The sequence below is a fragment of the Pseudonocardia yunnanensis genome (assembly GCF_039534065.1).
GTDB classification, from domain to species: Bacteria; Actinomycetota; Actinomycetes; order Mycobacteriales; family Pseudonocardiaceae; genus Pseudonocardia; species Pseudonocardia yunnanensis.
Genome location: NZ_BAAAUS010000011.1, coordinates 35,248 through 49,913, shown reverse-complemented (window position 1 = coordinate 49,913; position 14,666 = coordinate 35,248). Strand labels below are relative to the sequence as shown.

14 protein-coding genes and 2 pseudogenes are annotated in these 14,666 nt (G+C 64.5%); 15 read left to right on the top strand and 1 reads right to left on the bottom strand.

Annotated features, from left to right (window positions below; all coding sequences use genetic code 11):
* Window positions 1-2 precede the first annotated feature (2 nt).
* Together ABD743_RS13540 and ABD743_RS13535 are read left to right on the top strand one after the other, a co-directional pair.
* Window positions 3-854 carry a dioxygenase family protein gene (locus tag ABD743_RS13540; protein WP_344722339.1) on the top strand — a complete coding sequence of 284 codons (852 nt, stop codon included), beginning with the start codon at window positions 3-5 and terminating at the stop codon, window positions 852-854.
* A gap of 185 nt (window positions 855-1,039) precedes the next feature.
* Window positions 1,040-1,225, top strand: a complete 186-nt coding sequence (locus tag ABD743_RS13535; RefSeq protein WP_344722337.1) for a hypothetical protein — start codon at window positions 1,040-1,042, stop codon at window positions 1,223-1,225.
* A 222-nt stretch (window positions 1,226-1,447) separates the two neighbouring features.
* Here the strand turns inward: ABD743_RS13535 and ABD743_RS13530 are convergent, their stop codons facing one another.
* Window positions 1,448-2,059 carry a flavin reductase family protein gene (locus tag ABD743_RS13530; RefSeq protein ID WP_344722334.1) on the bottom strand — a complete coding sequence of 204 codons (612 nt, stop codon included), beginning with the start codon at window positions 2,057-2,059 and terminating at the stop codon, window positions 1,448-1,450.
* A 622-nt stretch (window positions 2,060-2,681) separates the two neighbouring features.
* Between ABD743_RS13530 and ABD743_RS13525 the strand changes: the two are divergent.
* The 13 genes and pseudogenes from ABD743_RS13525 to ABD743_RS13470 form a co-directional block, all read left to right on the top strand.
* Window positions 2,682-2,810: pseudogene (locus tag ABD743_RS13525) on the top strand (transposase); the annotation flags it as partial.
* 1,405 nt (window positions 2,811-4,215) lie between these two features.
* Window positions 4,216-4,917, top strand: a complete 702-nt coding sequence (gene nth / locus ABD743_RS13520; protein WP_344722332.1) for an endonuclease III — start codon at window positions 4,216-4,218, stop codon at window positions 4,915-4,917.
* A 732-nt stretch (window positions 4,918-5,649) separates the two neighbouring features.
* Window positions 5,650-5,919, top strand: a pseudogene (locus ABD743_RS44475) (isocitrate lyase/phosphoenolpyruvate mutase family protein); the annotation flags it as partial.
* Between the two features lie 95 nt (window positions 5,920-6,014).
* Window positions 6,015-6,215: an isocitrate lyase/phosphoenolpyruvate mutase family protein gene (locus tag ABD743_RS44470; protein WP_379659276.1), complete on the top strand. Its 201-nt coding sequence runs from the start codon at window positions 6,015-6,017 to the stop codon at window positions 6,213-6,215.
* Window positions 6,216-6,982: 767 nt separating this feature from the next.
* Window positions 6,983-7,663: an antibiotic biosynthesis monooxygenase family protein gene (locus ABD743_RS13510; RefSeq protein WP_344722329.1), complete on the top strand. Its 681-nt coding sequence runs from the start codon at window positions 6,983-6,985 to the stop codon at window positions 7,661-7,663.
* 129 nt (window positions 7,664-7,792) lie between these two features.
* Window positions 7,793-8,524, top strand: coding sequence for a haloacid dehalogenase type II (locus ABD743_RS13505; protein ID WP_344722327.1), 732 nt, complete (start codon window positions 7,793-7,795; stop codon window positions 8,522-8,524).
* Between the two features lie 249 nt (window positions 8,525-8,773).
* Complete coding sequence (locus ABD743_RS13500; RefSeq protein ID WP_344722325.1) at window positions 8,774-8,956, top strand: carboxymuconolactone decarboxylase family protein; 183 nt, start codon at window positions 8,774-8,776, stop codon at window positions 8,954-8,956.
* A gap of 86 nt (window positions 8,957-9,042) precedes the next feature.
* Window positions 9,043-9,336 carry a putative quinol monooxygenase gene (locus ABD743_RS13495; RefSeq protein WP_344722323.1) on the top strand — a complete coding sequence of 98 codons (294 nt, stop codon included), beginning with the start codon at window positions 9,043-9,045 and terminating at the stop codon, window positions 9,334-9,336.
* A 144-nt stretch (window positions 9,337-9,480) separates the two neighbouring features.
* On the top strand, window positions 9,481-10,566 hold the full coding sequence (locus tag ABD743_RS13490; RefSeq protein ID WP_344722321.1) for a DUF4331 family protein: 1,086 nt from the start codon (window positions 9,481-9,483) through the stop codon (window positions 10,564-10,566).
* A 60-nt stretch (window positions 10,567-10,626) separates the two neighbouring features.
* Window positions 10,627-11,298, top strand: coding sequence for a DUF7002 family protein (locus tag ABD743_RS13485; RefSeq protein WP_425566919.1), 672 nt, complete (start codon window positions 10,627-10,629; stop codon window positions 11,296-11,298).
* 251 nt (window positions 11,299-11,549) lie between these two features.
* A complete protein-coding gene (locus ABD743_RS13480; RefSeq protein ID WP_344722318.1) occupies window positions 11,550-11,741 on the top strand; it encodes a hypothetical protein in 192 nt (63 codons plus the stop codon).
* Window positions 11,738-12,463, top strand: coding sequence for a DNA-3-methyladenine glycosylase family protein (locus ABD743_RS13475; protein WP_344722316.1), 726 nt, complete (start codon window positions 11,738-11,740; stop codon window positions 12,461-12,463). Before ABD743_RS13480 ends, ABD743_RS13475 begins: the two co-directional genes overlap by 4 nt.
* A gap of 795 nt (window positions 12,464-13,258) precedes the next feature.
* Window positions 13,259-14,044 carry an ArsR/SmtB family transcription factor gene (locus ABD743_RS13470; RefSeq protein ID WP_344722314.1) on the top strand — a complete coding sequence of 262 codons (786 nt, stop codon included), beginning with the start codon at window positions 13,259-13,261 and terminating at the stop codon, window positions 14,042-14,044.
* The last annotated feature ends 622 nt before the right edge of the window (window positions 14,045-14,666 follow it).

The following is a 14,666-nucleotide window of genomic DNA, read 5'->3' as shown; positions in this document are numbered from 1 at the left end:
CCATGCTCGATCTCGACGACACCACCATCACGGATGCCGTACTGAGCTCCATCTCGGAATCGGCCGACGCACGATCACGGGAGGTCGTCTCCGCACTTGTACGTCACATCCACGACTTCGTCCGCGAGGTCGGCCTCCGCGAGCACGAGTGGGCCGCGGCGGTCGACTTCCTGACCCGGACCGGCCGGCTGTGCACCCCGGAACGGCAGGAGTTCATCCTGCTCTCCGACGTCCTGGGCGTCACCATGCTCGTCGATGCGATCAACAACCGGCGCACCCGTGGTGGTTCGGAGAACAGCGTGCTCGGGCCCTTCTTCCGCGAGGATCGGCCGCGCCTCGACGCCGGCGCGGACCTCTCCGCCGGCCAGGCCGGCACGCGGATGCAAGTGCGGGCCCGGGTCGTCGATGACGCGGGCCGGCCCGTGCCCGACGCCCAGGTCGATGTCTGGCACAGCGACTCCGTGGGCCATTACGACTCCGATGTACCCGGGCTGGATGGCCCGGCGATGCGCGGGCTGCTGCGGACCGATGCTGACGGCCGATTCTCCTTCTGGTCCATCGCCCCGGGCCCGTACCCGATCCCCGGAGATGGAACCGTCGGCGAGCTGATGCGGGTACTCGATCGACCGCTGATGCGCCCAGCCCACGTGCATGTGCGGATCGCCGCACCCGGCTTCGGCACCGTCACGACTATGCTCTTCCGTGACGACGATCCACACCTCGAGGCCGATCCGGTGTTCGGAACCAAGCGGTCGCTTCTCGCCCGGTTCGAAAAGCACGAGGACCGCGACGGCCCGTTCGAGCTCGTGGAACACATCTTCGTGCTGGAACCCGCGGGCGCCGGGGAGCACTAGAGCCTGTCCCGGAGGACCGTCTATAACCGGTTCTCGCGCTGATCACGCAACGGCACCCTCACCGTGCTGGTGGCGGGGCAGGGGTGATCGCCGAGGCAACCAAGATCAGCCGACCGACAACAGGCAGCCGGCCGGATTGCTCATGTCCACCGTCGCCCTTGACCCGGGCAGCGAAGCCAGCGGAAGTGCAGGAGTGGCAGGTCGCCCGTGTCGTGGCCGCGTCCAACGCGCTCGGCATACCCACCGAGGAGTTCGCACGGCACCCGGCCCTGCTCGGCATGGCGTCGGCCCGCAGCGTCATCCCGTCGCTCGACGATGCGCCGCAGATGCGGGTGGACGGCCGCCGTCGGCTCCGCAGCCTGTCCGCGTAGAGATCTCTCCCGGCGCGGGGTCTGCGTCGTGTAGACCACGTTCGCCCATCGTGGCGTCCGCGTCCATGTCGACCGTCACCGAAGACCCCCTCCTCGGTGGCCGTGGCGACATCCCCGGTGTGCAGGTAGCCCTCCTCGTCCAGGGCGATCGCAGTGGCCTCCGGGTTGTTGAGGCCGACTAGCGCCGCGTTTTGTCACGTCCGCGCAGAGGTTCCCCGGGACTCAGATGTCGTCCTGCGGTTCCTCGTAGGGGATGCGGCTCAGGTGCACGATCTCGCCCAGCGTCCCCCACTGGTCGCCGCCGAGCTTGGTCAGCGGACGCAGCCGCTCGGCGTCGGGGCGGCCGCCGACGAGGTACTCCTCGTGCACCGCGGCCAGGAAGACCCGGCCGAACACCAGGGTGGAGTTGCCCATGCGCAGCGTGGTGTGCGAACGGCACTCCAGCACGACGGGAGAGGCGGCCACCCGCGGCGGCCGCACATGACGGCTGGCCTCGCGTTCGATTCCCGCGGTGCCGAACTCGCTCACGGCCCGGGGGAAGTCGATGGCGGTGTCACGGATTTGGCGCAGCAGCGGCTCGGGAGAGAAGTTGACGACGAACTCCCCGGTGTCCTCGACGTTGCGCAAGGAGTCCTTGCGGCCGATCGAGGTGAACTGCACGATCGGCGGATCGGTGCTGGCGATGCTGAAGAACGAGTGCGGGGCGAGGTTCTCCACCGCCCCGTCGGGCGTGACGCTGGAGACCCACGCGATCGGACGCGGAACGACGACCGAGGTCAGGAACCGGTAGAAAGCGTCCCCGCCCATGGACTCGGGGTCGAAGTCGACACGCATGCCGTCCAGTATTCAGTGGGAGGACCGAGTGGCGCCCGAGCTCGTCGACCGAGCTGGCGGGGCTGGCCCCATTCCGCACGACCTGCTCATCGACGGCTGCGTACGCCGCTTCTTGCGGGGCGGCACACCCGTCGACCCGCGGTTACGCCCGATCGACCGCCATCGGGGTGGACGGGTCGCTCGGCCAGCAGCAGCAACGCACCGCCGGTCGCCAGCCGAATCCGACCCTGGACCCGAAACGATCACCGGTGCGAACCGCGCTCGCCCGTAGTACCCGCACGACCATCGCCCAACCGCCAACCGCGTCGGCGCAGGTTGCGGTGAAGGAAGCCAGCGGCGCCAAGGTGTCGTGTTCGGCGCCAGTGATCCACTGCTCGAGGTCCTCGCCGCAAAGCCCGGTCATCATCGTGGCGAACCGGCGGACGTGGTTGGTGAGTCGGCCCAGCTCGGCGTCTCGCTCCCGGATCAAGCGGAGCTGGTCGGTCTGGTCGTGTCCGAGCCGATCGGGGTGGGAGAGTGGAGGAGGGCGATCTGCGCCGATCTACTCCCCACCCATCGAGCACGCCGCCGTAACGCGGTTCGAGGAGCTCGGTTCGATCCCAGTATCGCCGACCAGTTCACGCCGTTCCTGGCGTTCCCATCGGAGATCAGGAAGATCATCAACATCACGAACGCGGTCGAGAGCCTGAACTCGAGATTCCGCCAGGCCACCCGCCGGCGCGGGCACTTCCCCAACGAACAGGCCGCACTGCCGCGCCGGCGTGATCGCCGGCCTTGCCGCGGAAGCCGACGAGCAGAAGCCGCGTGGCGAGGGTCTCGTGGTGGTCGGGGCCCAGCAGCCGCACACGGTGATTCACGGCCGCAACCCCGAACGTGGCAGCGGCACTGTCAGCGCCATCGAGGTCGACGGAGGCAATGCCCACTTCGTCCCAGCGAACCTCGCCGATCCCGCTGACGTGCGCCGACTGTCGGCGGCCGCCCGGGAAGTCGCCAGCCACGTCAACCACGCGGGCATATACGACTTCGGGCAGACAGGGTCGCCCAGGTCGTTGGTAACGCGTGACGCCGCAGTCGGCTGCCCACCAGCGGGACCCCACGAAACGAGGTGAAGCGCAGAGGCCCAGCGCCGCCCATGGGCAACCGAGCGATCACGGGCAAGCTGATCTGGCGCGAGCACGGCGGCGCGTCCCTACGGGCCGGGAGGCGCGTGAGTGCTAGCTGACATTGCAGACGACGCGCGGACATTTAATCGAAAGGCCCGAATCGTAAGCCTCGGCGCGGCGGGTGTCGCTCCCGACAGGCACAGCTGCGGCTGCTCGCCAGAACCAGTGCGCGGTGTGCGCCACCGAGGTGACCGGGGATGGTGGGCGAGCACGGCCCACCGAAAGCCACGAGCTGGTGAAGAAGATGAGCCGGCCACGTGCTCCCCGGGCTCGGCAGCACTACATCAGATCAGGCAAACCGCTGGGCAAGTAGGTCCGCGGTGGATTCGCCTCGCTGCCGAAATAACGCCCAGAGCGCACCGACCTGCCAGCAATCGTCTTCAGAGGGCTCGGTTTCGACCGCGGGCGAGGGGTAGCTTCGAGCCCCGATGCCCGCGCAGGGCGAATTGAGGTGGTGGACGTGACAGCGCAGGATCCGGTGCGACCCTCGGTAGCCGAGATGGCGAGGAAACGTCCCCGCGGCAACATCGACAGGCCGTCGCTGCCCATCGCGCCTGCCCAGCGGTCAGCTGCGATCTTTGGCCCTCTAGCCATGAACCGGCGGCGACTTCAACGACCGCACACTTGGCTACCTCCGCAACCTTGGTCTGGCCGCCCGAATCTGGCCGATGCCGGCGGGGGATCCAGAGCGCCCTCGCCTCCCGACGAGGACGCCTCCTATGGCGGTGGGCGCGCATGCTCCTGGCTCTTGCACCGCGAGACCAAGACCGTGCCTCGACCGAGCTTGCGCGGCGCCGACTTCAAGAAAATCAGTTTGAACAGATCTTCTCAGATTTGGATCCTGAACGGAGATCGCAGGACCTACCGCAGAGGACGATCATGACGGAACCAGATAAAAAGCCAGACAATGAGAGATCGAGTCACAGGAAGCGTAAGCAACCGGCCGCCGCAGATTCGGAAGAGGACACGAGCCTCTCCTTGCGGGCACGACGCATGATCGACGTCTTGGCGAAAGCCTATCCGGACGCGCGCTGGGAGCTCAACTTCACCACCCCACTCGAGCTGACTGTCGCCACCATCCTGTCCGCGCGGGCAACGGACAGCCGAGTGAATGAAGTGACCCCGGCGCTGTTCTCCCGATACCACACCGCTGCCGATTATGCTCACGCCGACCGCGCGGAATTGGAAGGTCTGATCCACCCTACGGGCTTCTTCCACAACAAGGCCAGCTCGTTGATGGGCCTGGGCGCCGCGATCGAAGAGAGGTTCGACGGGAAGGTACCGAACACGCTGGACGCGCTGGTCACGCTGCCTGGGGTCGGACGCAAGACGGCGAATGTCATCCTCGGAAACGCCTTCGGCGTCCCGGGGATCACGGTGGACACCCACTTCGGCCGAGTCGTGCGCCGCTGGAGGTGGACCGCCGAAGAGGATCCAGCCAAGGTCGAGCAGGCCATCGGCCACCTGGTTCCAAGCGAACAATGGACCACGCTATCCAACAGAGCGATTGTGCACGGCCGACGTATCTGCCATTCCCGCAAGCCCGCATGCGGGGTGTGCCCACTGCGTGACGACTGCCCATCCTTCGGAGCAGGACCGACCGACGCCGATCGTGCCGCCCGGTTGGTGACAGGCTCCGAGAGGGCGCACTTGTTGGCCTTGAGCGGGATCGTCGCTGATCCGCTTGAAGGCTGAGCGGGTGTGCATCCCCGGCGGGGCGTCACAACGCCACGTCCAGCGAATTGGAGCGCCTGCCGCAAGAGCCAAGCCCACAGCTCCGGCACGCCGTCCGGAACGATCTTGTTGATCGTCTCGACCCTCAACACGCCCAGCGTGCTTCTGCGCCCGGGGCCTGCCAGATCGGGGCGAGACTGCGATCCGCAAAACTAGGACTGCCGAGTGCAGCGCCTGAGCACCGCCAACTCCGCGTTGGTCGCAAGCTACACAAAACCGTCACCTCTTGATGGGCCGTCAACGACCAGTAATCAACGAATCGGATGATCGGCGCTCAAGCTGGCTAGCGGATATCAGACTTCAAGTCCAGCTATTACTGGACTAAGAAGTCCGGGCTGGTTAGCCTCTTGTGGACTGCGGCGTCCCGCTGCGCTCCAGACCGGACCGCGAGCCGGCGGGGACTGAGCCGACGCATACCAACGTGAATACGCCGTGGCCGAACGACAGGCGTCGCGGCGGGCCTCGCCACCGGTGTGCCCTATCGGCGTCGATAGCCCATCAGGACTCCGTGGCGAGTCCACTGCAGTGCCGCGACTTCCGGGGGACCGGAGCCGGATCCACCTCCACAGGAAGGAAGGAACACATGACCGAGGCGACCCTTGACCTGATTGTCCAGCAGGAGCGGGCGGAACGGTTCCGTGCACTGCACGAGCATCCGCCGCTGGTGCTGGCCAATGTGTGGGACGCGCGCACATGATCGCCACTGCCGGGGCCACTGCGATTGCCACGTCGAGTGGTGCCTTGTCCTGGTCGGCCGGCGTTCCGGACGGAAACCGCCTGAGTGTCGAGGACGTACTTGCGGCGGTACGCAGGATCGTGGCCGCGGTGGATCTGCCGGTCTCGGGCGATGTGGAGGGCGGTTACGCCGCTACGCCTGACGGGGTGCGGGCGAAAATCACCCGGTTCCTGCAGGCCGGCATCGTCGGGGTGAACATCGAGCACTCCAGCTCTCCCGACGGCGTGCTGTTCGACATTCCGGCTCAGACCGCCCGAATCGCGGCAGCACGCGCCGCGGCCGATGACTTCAGTGTCCGTTGTTCATCAACGAGCGTACCGACGTGTTCCTGCTCGCGATCGGCGCTGGATCCGGTCGCCTTGACGAAACGATCTCTCGCGCTCGGGCTTACCGGGATGCCGGCGCCGACGGGATCTTCGCCCCAGGCCCGCTCGACACCGACGCGCTCCAGCGGGTGGGCACTATGACCGGGCTAGCGGTTAGGGCGATGTGGCTCCCAGGGCCCCGAGCATCACCGACCTGACCGAGGTCGGCGTCACCCGCTTCTCCGTCAGAACCGCCCTCGCCCAGATCGCCTAGACCCAGACGCACTGTCGGCGAAATGCTGCCGCGTTGATCGTGCCGTGCCAGCGGGTTCCGCTGGGGTCTCCCGGTCAAGCGCTCGCTCTGGCTCGAGAATCCTCCGTCCGTCATGGACAACATGAACAAAGTGCCATACGCGGTCATAGTATTCGGCATCACGGGCGAGGTTCAGATCGACATCCGGAACCATCACCTCAGCTCGAGTGTCGATACCCTACGGACACTCAACACTGAATACCCGTCAACCGGTAGAGCAGATGCCCACAGGCCATGACGACATGAGCGACCCTGACGCCCACCGTGGCAAGTGTGAACAGCGCCACAGCGAAGTGCATGACCATCGCCCAGCACTATTGTGGCCGATTTCGGCCCGCCAGGTGTCTTCCCTGGTCAGACAGCGTTTGTAGCCACCCGCGGAAGCTGGCCGTCGTTTGACTGCAGCGTTCATCGCTAATACTTCGACGGCCGTCGAAGCTGGGCGAACCTAGAGTCAGTGGCGACCGATTAAACGTGCCTCTGTGTCTGGCTCTTCTCAAGCCAGGATGCCTATCGAGCCGCGGCGACCGGGGGCGGGCACGTGGCTGTAAGGCGGCTATACGGCCCGATTGGCGAGAGGCGTGAGCGGGGAACACGCTCGATATCAAATCAGCAGAATCCGCCACATCACGTGAAAGCGGACTCGACCTGACCCACCACGAGGAGACCGAAATGTTTTCCGTACTATTCGAAGTGCATCCCAAGCCCGATCAGTGGGATGCCTACCTCGGCTACGCCAAGATGTTGCGACCCGAATTAGAGCAGATCGACGGATTCGTGGACAACATCCGGTATCGCAGCCTAACCCGCGAGGGCTGGATCCTCTCGCTGTCGAATTGGCGGGACGAGAAGGCCGTCGTTCGCTGGCGCAGGCTCGAGAGCCACCATCGAATCCAGGAGAAGGGGCGCACCGAAGTTCTGCTCGACTACCACTTGAGGGTGGGCCAGATCACCCAGGACACTCGGCTACCCGCCGGTCTGGAACTGCGCGAACAGCGCTTGGACGAGACCGAGGTCGGCGAGGGCACCGCGGTGACACTCATCGATGCTCCGGCGGGCTACACCCCAGAATCCGAACCCGACCGGCTCGCTCGCGCGTTGGGACTCGACCTCGCTACCCATCTGCCACTGTCGTGGGACGTCTTTGACGCCGTGCTGAGTCCGGGCGATCTCATCCTGCTGGCGTCGTGGCCTGACGATTCCGCCGCGGAGACCTTCGAGAAAAGCCTCACGTCATCCGAACAGCTGCGCCTTCGTCGGGTGCGGATCATTCGCGACTACGGCATGTATGACCGACGGGAAGCACCTCAATACTACCCCGACGTTCCTCGAGTTGAGTCCACCGATAGCTGATGTCCCGGTGCGGTCTGTCGGCGATGCCGACCACTGTGGCCCCGCGGTGCGAATCTCACGAGTAGCGCCGGGCTGCCGGGAGAGCCCTCGAATACTTCCCCTACAACATAAGAGGAGGCGGATCACGCCATGCAGCGCAATCGAAGCACGCCGGACGGCACCCAGTGGATCAACGGCACCCCGGAAGTACTCGTTTTCGACGTCAACGAGACATTGATCGACTTCGAGTCGATCTCACCCCTGTTCGAGAAGGTTTTCGGCGACCGACGGGTGCTTCGCGAATGGCTGGCCAACCTCATCATGTACTCGATGACGGTCACCCTGTCAGGTCTCTACAAGGACTACTTCTCCCTCGGCCAGGGGCTGCTCCGCATGGCTGGAGAGATCCATGGCGTTGAGGTCACAGCATCCGACATCGACGAGATCAAGCAGGGCATGCTCACCATGCCAGCGCATCCTGACGTCGAACCGGGACTCCGGCTGCTGCAGAACGCCGGCTTTCGCATGGTTACGTTGACGAACTCTCCGCCGAATCCCAACGGAAAGAGCCCACTCGAGCAGGCCGGTCTCGCTCCGTACTTCGAGCGTCAGTTCCACATCGAGAGCACCCGCTCCTACAAGCCGGCCCCGCTGGTGTACAACCTTGTCGCCCAGGAGCTGGAGGTAGCGCCGTCGAATTGCATGATGATCGCCACCCACGTGTGGGACACCGTGGGAGCACAGTCCACCGGATTCACCGGCGGCCTCCTCACCCGGCCGGGTAATGCCCCTCTGCCCCTTGGTGGCCTTCCGCAACCCCACATCGTGGCGCCGGACCTTCCAGGACTGGCCTCGGAGCTCATCACGCGGTGCCGGTCGTGAGGCAGGACGAGAGTGGGCACAGCCGATTTCAAGCTACGACGAAACCGACGGACGGTAACGGCGCGGCTCGAACACGGATATCTGACCCCATAAGATAAATGAGACAGGGCAACCTTTGCCTTGTGTAGCCAAGAATGAGTATCGTTATGGCTCGTTTGAACATCCCCACCCGCGACGAAGCCCCGGAGGCCACCCATGGTGTCCTTGACGCCATCGGCAAGCGCGGCGGCAGCATAGTTTGCCAAACGAGTGACCGAGACACGAGGGAAGGTCACCGACGCCGATCTTGCTGCCGTGTGCGACGCCGGCTACGCCGAGCCTCAGATTGCCGAGATCATAGCCCTTTCGGTCCAGTTTCTGTTGACCAACTTCATCAACAACGTCGCCGAGACCGAAATCGACTTTCCCGAGCCCGAGACCACGGTCGCCTGATGACCAACCGACTGATTCACAATCCCCGAAAAACCATGAATGGGCACGTCAAGGTATAAGTGACCGTATCTATGAAGGGAAAACCAATGAGCGAGGTTCAACTCATCGCGCGCCACACGATGTCGGTCGGCAAGGAGAACGAGGTGCTCCCGCTACTACCTAAGCTTGCCGCCGCCGCTCTCACCGAGCCCGGATGCCTAGCTTTCGAGATATACCGCCGCCTCGACGACGAACGCAGTTACGTCCTTCTCGAGCGCTACGCCTCACGGGAAGCGCTCGACGCCCATCGTGAGACCGAGCACTTCAAGGAACTCGTACTCGGAGAGATCGTCCCGCGGCTAGAAGACCGCGTACTGGAGACTTTCGACGTCAACGACTGATCAGGGACGCCGCTGTTACCCAATTTCCCTGCGACCAAAGCTCGACCATGCTGGAGCTACTCGACTCAGGTGTCCATCCGCCCATGTTCAGAAGATCTTTCCGGCACGGACCGGGAGCTGAAATTTCACGAAAGGATGACGTGCATGTCTCACCACTTCGACACCGCTATCGCCAAGGACGACTCGCGTCTAAATATCTTGGACATGTACTTGTTCAAGGGCGCATCGACCGACAGTACGGCTATGATCATGACGACGAACCCCGACGCGCAAATATTTGCCCCGGATACACTTCACCCTGAGGGCTTGTACGCGTTCCGGTTCGATCGCGATGGTGACGCGCGCGAGGATGTCGTCTTCAAATTCATCTATGACGACCCGCGTCATCGTCGCGGAGACAGCGCTGAAAGCACGTATTCCCAGCACTTCAAGGTCATCCGGGCGGAAGGCGACGAGATCGGAGGCGATGCCGGGGATCTACTCGTAGAAGGCGAAGTCGGCGAAGAGGTCTCCTCTGACGGGATTCGTGCGTACGTCGGCGTGGCCGCAGAACTCTGGGCAGCAGATGCATTTGGCTTCTTCACGCTGGTGAACGGTCTCTTCAACGAGAATCGCTTCGCCGATGAGGCATTCCGGCACAAGCAGAATCTCTTCAAGAACCGCAACGTGATGGCGACCGTGCTCGAAGTCCCAAACTCGCTTTTGGGGAACGGTATTATCCGCAGCTGGGCGACCGTGTCACTCTACGGGCACGCTCCGGAGACGCAGGTCTACCGTTGGGGCCTGCCATTATTCACCCACCTCTTCCTGTCGAATCCCGAGCTTCCGGATCTTGCCGATCGTTACCACACGTCCGTCCCCTCGCAGGACGTGGAGAACTTTGGCGCGGCGGTTACTGAGCTCGTGTCGAAACTGACCGCCAGCGCTGGGGCGTCCGAAGGTTCTGGCGAATACGCTAGGCAGATTTCCTCTCGCATCTGTCCGGCGTTGTTGCCGTACGAGATTGGAACAGTAGCGGAATTTGGTGGTGCGGTTTTCAATGGCCGTCCTCTGCACGTGGATGCCTTCGACGTCATGCTGACCTTGGCGGCCAATACTCCGATCGCTGATGGGGTGGCACCCGATGTCGACAGGGTGCGTAGCAACTTTCCTTACTGCGGTAGTCCCTACGCCAAGGCTGAACAGGCCGGTCTCAGGCCAGTCCGTGAGCTCATCGGTCTCACCTATTAGGCGCGGTCTTGCGTACCGCACCGGGCACGCCATCTTTCGCGACGGCGGAATCACCGCGGCGTGACAGTCCTGACATCGGGAGAGCGACAGGTGAACGTTCCGGACACGCTCAGCGCGTCCTACATTGCCGTCCGTTGGCCGCGGCTGTATCACATGACTGAGGCAGGCTCGTGGTCATCGGTCAAGCGTCATGGTCTGCTCTCGACCACCGCACTCCTCGACCTGTTCGAGGTGAGCGGGCCTGACCGCGACCGGATCGAGGCGTCGCGTCGTGGCCACCCTGTCGTCATCGAGCATCCCGAACACGGGCGTGCCGTCATCCACGACAACAGGCCGATAAACGTCAATGTGCTGCGACGGGCCCTGGTCGGGATGTCAGAGCCGGAGTGGTACCGCACACTCAACCGCCGTGTCTTCTTCTGGCTCACCGAGAAGCGCCTCGACACCCTGTGCGCGGCCCCGTCCAACCGGGGACGGCTACACGACATCCTGATCTTCGACACGTCGGCGGTGCTCGAGGCGTACGCCTCGGACGTCGAGCTCACGCACCTGAACGCCGGCGCCGTGCGGACGACGCTTCACCCGCGCGGCGCCGAGACGTTCCGGTCGATCGCGGACTACCCCTGGTCGCAGCGAAGCCGGATCGCCCGCTCGGAGCCGATAGTTGAGCTCACCCTTCCGCGCTCGCTCCCCGACCCAGCCGATTTCGTCGTCGAGGTGCAGACGCGTTGACTGTGGAACCGAGTCCCCTGGAGAGTTCGCCGGACCAGTTCGGCAGCGCCGTGCACCCCGTGAGGATGCGGGCTCGGTTACATCGATTGGTACAAGTTCAGGTGCAAGGGGGCTGCGATGTGTGAGCTGCCGTTAGGATTGACCGCACTCGTCACGGGGGCGGCCGGGGGCGGCCGTCTCGTCGGGATGCAGTTGCCCCAGATCCTGGTCAGAGGGCTGGCCCCGCGATTGTGCGAGGACGGGACGCCACCGTGAACGTCAGCGCATTCGGCGCTTCGATGGCCGATCGCGGCGGCGGCATCTCCGGCACTTCAAAGGCCGGCCCCGAGCTGTTGATGTTGATGTGGGCTGACGAGGGCAGGCCATCTTTCGTGCGGCCTGCCGTCGCCGCCCGCAAGACGAGCCAGTTGTTCGCCCGGCCGCGGGCCGGAGCATTACGGTGAGCAGCCAACGCGATGGCAGGGCTCCTACGACCGGGACGTTCGCACATGAGTATGAAAGCCTGGCGGAGCTTGATCCCATCTTCGCAAGCTTGATCGATATCCATGGTCACCCGAACCCGTTCGAATGGCATGATGGCGGCCGCACCGGTTCGAGCCTCTTCGCCGCGTTGGTGCTGCACATTGTGAGCCAGCGCGTCTCGGCCACGGCCGCCTTCAGAGTGTTCGACCGCATCGCTGTGGCAGGCGGTGGCAACCCATCACCTGACAGCCTCCTCGCACTCGGGCTGGACGGCCTGCGCAATGCTGGTCTCTCCTGGGCGAAGGCGTCCTACCTGGAAGACCTGGCAACGCGGCAGAGGGCGGGGCTGCTCGACGTGGAACGCATGGCGGCGCGGAGCGACAGCGACGTGATCACCACGCTCACGGCCGTCCGGGGGATCGGCCTGTGGACGGCCCAGATGTTCCTCATGCGCCAGCTTCACCGACCCGACGTCTTACCTGCCGGCGATACCGGCATCAGACGCGCGGTTCAGCTCTGCTGGGGTCTCGGAACGTTTCCGACCATCGACGATGTCGCGCGGCGAGCAACTGCGTGGACACCGCGGCGCAGCTTCGCCGCGGGCCTGCTGTGGCGGTCCCTCTGCCCGCCAGGCGTGGCGTCGGATCAGAAAGAACGAGCCTTGCTCCGAGAATCCGGCAGAGCGGAAGCCACGGCGGACTGATCCAATCACTCGCAGATGGAAACGATCGGTAGGTTCGGCCGCTTGGGCGGGCGTCGTGCAGCATGGACCTGACCTTGGGTAATGAGCATGTCGGCATTCGCGCCGAGCTGTTTGTGCGATGCGCACGGTGTCGTGTTCACGACAGCCTCCAAGGTACGTCGAGTTCGGTTGGCATGAGTGAATGTCAGGTGGGTTGCTAACGGGGACACATGGCTGGTCACAGGTCGGCAGGGAGCCAGCGCTCGACAGCACGTGGGGCTGCCCGGGTGAGTCCCGATTGGCGGCGTCGCCACCGGGCTCGATCCCACACAGGCCACCCCCGGTGACAGGCCCTGAGGTGTGACGAGCGCAAACAGCGGTCTGGAACACTGGGTTATTGCATCGTGTGGACTATTAGGTCCAGTGCCAGGGCCCGAAATGGACACTATGTCCAAATATGCGCTCGGTCTTGCTGTGCCATGTCGCCCCTGCGCCACGGTTGACGCCTCGGCGGCCAGCGCACTGACCTGCTCGCCCTCCGCGTAGCTACGGCTGAGGAACCGCGACGCAATCGTGAGGGCGCCGTTCAAAGTGCAGGCACTCCTTATGGACTGGTAAGTTCATATTCGTGAGTACGTTCATGGCCCGCGCACAAGATCAGGCTTGGAGTTGGCTCGCCCGGCGACGCCCAGGCGGTCTGGATGAGTGGTGGAGGGGTCGCACAACCAGGGCAAATCCACCTGGACGTGCCCACATCCTCCTCGCCGCCCGAACAAATCATCCTGTTCGCGCGTTCGGTTCGGTTGGGGATGAACCATGACGAATATGCCGCCCACCGACACAAGACGCGTCGTCGGATGCAATTCGGAAGGTGATACTGATATCGCCGCGGTGGGCGCGCTGGTAGCTGATCCCGGACGCTGCCGGATCCTCCTCGCCCTGGATGACGGGCGTGCGTTGCCCGCCAGTCGACTGGCCGCTGAAGCCGGAGTGAGCCCAGCCACGGCCAGCAGTCACCTTGGCAAGTTGACCACCGGAGGGCTTCTGACCGTCGAGGCTCGAGGCCGGCATCGCTACTATCGGCTTAAGGGTCCAGCTGTCGGTGCCCTGATCGAGGCAATGCAGCAGCTCGCCCCGTTTACACCGGTGCGGTCGCTGCGGCAGGCCAATCGTTCGCAAGCACTACGGCGTGCACGCACGTGTTACGACCATCTCGCAGGCCGTCTCGGAGTCGAGCTGATGGCTGCCTTGATTCGACACGGGCATCTGACAGGCGGCGATGGCAAGTTCGACCCTGACGGCGGCGGCCAGGACAAGCACACCGGATACGGGCGCGATGTGGACTACGCCGTCACCGACAGTGGCGCCCGGTTCTTCGGCGAGTTCGGGGCGCGGATTCCTTCGGGCCGGCCGCTTGTGCGCTACTGCGTCGACTGGAGCGAGCAACGACACCACCTGGCGGGTGGATTGGGACGGGGTCTCCTCGATCGGTTCGTCGAATTGAGATGGGTTCGGAGGGCCGAGGCTGACCGAGCCGTCCAGCTCACCGACGCCGGGTATGTCGGACTGCACGAGACGTTCGGCGTGCTCATGGAGCCATGACGTGTGACGAGGTGCCATCCTGATCGCGGTCGACGCGAAGCGCTCACCAACGCCACCATGCACGCTCAAGCTTCGGGCACGGCGGGGTCCTCCGTCGGGAGTGTTCCTAGCCGAATGACTCACGACCATCGATGCGGCAGTCAAGCCGACAACCTTCGCCAACTGCTCAACCTACGCCAACGCCTACGTCATCCCGATCATCGGCCGACGGTCGCTCCAAGACATCGACACCGCGACAGTGAACGCGCTCTACCGCCACCTCCTCACTTCCGGACGCTCCCGCGCTGACACCAACACCGCGATGTATCAGCAGTGGAGACAGGCCAACTCATCCGTGGACATCCGTCGCCGACGATGAACGTGCGCAACGGTTGTCACGCAGTTAGTCACTCACGTGGACGCCACGCCAGGCTGACCGCCTGGCCCACCTGCGCGCCGGTTCGGAAGCGCGAACTGCCGGTGCGGACGACCGACGGCGAGATCGTGGTGACGGTACCCAGCGTGGAAGGCCACGAGGTCCTGGCGACGGGATCGGAGCGCGCTCCGACCGGTGAGCGCAACGGCTCACCGACCGGCGGACCCCAGCGCGCTTCGGCCTACCCGACGTAAGGGAGCGTGTCTG

What these genes read in the sequence shown, in the direction of transcription:
- ABD743_RS13540 (WP_344722339.1), top strand. Translation starts at nt 3, where the DNA reads ATGCTCGATCTCGACGACACCACCATCACGGATGCCGTACTGAGCTCC.
- ABD743_RS13530 (WP_344722334.1), bottom strand. Translation starts at nt 2,059, where the DNA reads ATGCGTGTCGACTTCGACCCCGAGTCCATGGGCGGGGACGCTTTCTAC.
- nth (WP_344722332.1), top strand. Translation starts at nt 4,216, where the DNA reads ATGATCGACGTCTTGGCGAAAGCCTATCCGGACGCGCGCTGGGAGCTC.
- ABD743_RS13510 (WP_344722329.1), top strand. Translation starts at nt 6,983, where the DNA reads ATGTTTTCCGTACTATTCGAAGTGCATCCCAAGCCCGATCAGTGGGAT.
- ABD743_RS13505 (WP_344722327.1), top strand. Translation starts at nt 7,793, where the DNA reads ATGCAGCGCAATCGAAGCACGCCGGACGGCACCCAGTGGATCAACGGC.
- ABD743_RS13495 (WP_344722323.1), top strand. Translation starts at nt 9,043, where the DNA reads ATGAGCGAGGTTCAACTCATCGCGCGCCACACGATGTCGGTCGGCAAG.
- ABD743_RS13490 (WP_344722321.1), top strand. Translation starts at nt 9,481, where the DNA reads ATGTCTCACCACTTCGACACCGCTATCGCCAAGGACGACTCGCGTCTA.
- ABD743_RS13470 (WP_344722314.1), top strand. Translation starts at nt 13,259, where the DNA reads ATGACGAATATGCCGCCCACCGACACAAGACGCGTCGTCGGATGCAAT.